This window comes from Paenibacillus sp. oral taxon 786 str. D14, assembly GCF_000159955.1.
GTDB lineage: Bacteria > Bacillota > Bacilli > Paenibacillales > Paenibacillaceae > Fontibacillus > Fontibacillus phoenicis.
In genome coordinates, this window is sequence record NZ_GG695973.1 from 154827 (window position 1) to 155936 (window position 1110).

Annotated in this window: 1 protein-coding gene; it reads left to right on the top strand. The window is 56.7% G+C overall.

Annotation, left to right across the window (positions count from 1 at the left end):
- The first annotated feature begins 6 nt into the window (after positions 1-6).
- Entirely contained in the window at positions 7-876 is an 870-nt protein-coding gene (locus tag POTG_RS07495; RefSeq protein WP_009224221.1) for a LysR family transcriptional regulator, read from the top strand.
- The last annotated feature ends 234 nt before the right edge of the window (positions 877-1110 follow it).

A 1110-nucleotide genomic window follows, 5' to 3' on the forward strand; every position in this document is an offset into this window, starting at 1 on the left:
CCACGCATGGACAGTGCGGAATTGCGTATATTTCAGGCCGTTGCTCGGGACGGGGCGATCACGAAAGCTGCCGCCCGGCTTGGCTATGTGCAGTCCAATGTGACGGCCCGTATCAAGCAGCTGGAGACGGAGCTGGGGACCGATTTGTTTTACCGGCACAACCGGGGGATCACCTTAACTTCCAGCGGCAAGATGCTGTTAAATTACGCTGACAAAATCATCGGTTTGCTGGACGAAGCGGCGTCGGCACTCTCCTTCACCGGCGAGCCTAGCGGCCCGCTGCTGATCGGCTCGACGCAGACGACGGCGGCGGTGCGTATGCCTAAGCTGCTAAGCCAGTATTACGAAAAGTATCCGAAGGTGGAGTTAATGTTGCTGACAGATATGTCCGATCGCCTGTTGGAGAAGGTGCTGCAGTACGAACTGGATGTCGCCTTCGGGAGCTTCCGATCCACGCATGATGAACTCACCCGTCTTCCTGTCTTCGACGAGGAGGTTGTGGTTATTTCTCCGCCGGGCATCGAGAGCTTGGATGAAGCCTTATCGAAGCCAAGCTTGGTTTACAACCGCGGCTGCACCTTCCGCGAACAGCTCGAAGACATGAAGAAAGCCCACGGCAGAACCAACGTAGCCACGATGGAGTTCGGCACGCTGGAAGCGATCCTTGGCGGCGTATCCGCCGGTCTTGGCATTTCGCTGTTGCCGCGGACGGTCGCCGAGCAGAAGGCGCAGGAAGGCGCCGTGCGGATTCACGAGGTTCCCGAGGCGATACGCCACATGAAAACCGAGATCATTTACCGCAAAAACTCCCAACCAACCAGCGCGCTCCGCGCTTTGATCGAGTTGCTGGGGGCGCAGGAGAAGTTAGTTTCTTAAGTGGAAGGGGCGCGTGGCGCGTCCTATCAAGGTAATCACGGCGGTGCGGTGATCATGGCGGTGATCGCGGTGATGGGGTGAAATAGCGGTATAAAATGGCCTTATTTTGCCTGCGTCTCTGGATTTGCTGATGAATAAGGCCATTTTGGGGCCTTATTTTGGGAGTGTGGCTCGGTTCTCCCCCATTTCAGGGGGGATCCGGCTGGATAAGGGAAATTTTTGGCGTTATTCTGC

Bases quoted from the DNA above. Each gene is read 5' to 3' on its own strand.
- POTG_RS07495 (WP_009224221.1), top strand. From the start codon at position 7: ATGGACAGTGCGGAATTGCGTATATTTCAGGCCGTTGCTCGGGACGGG.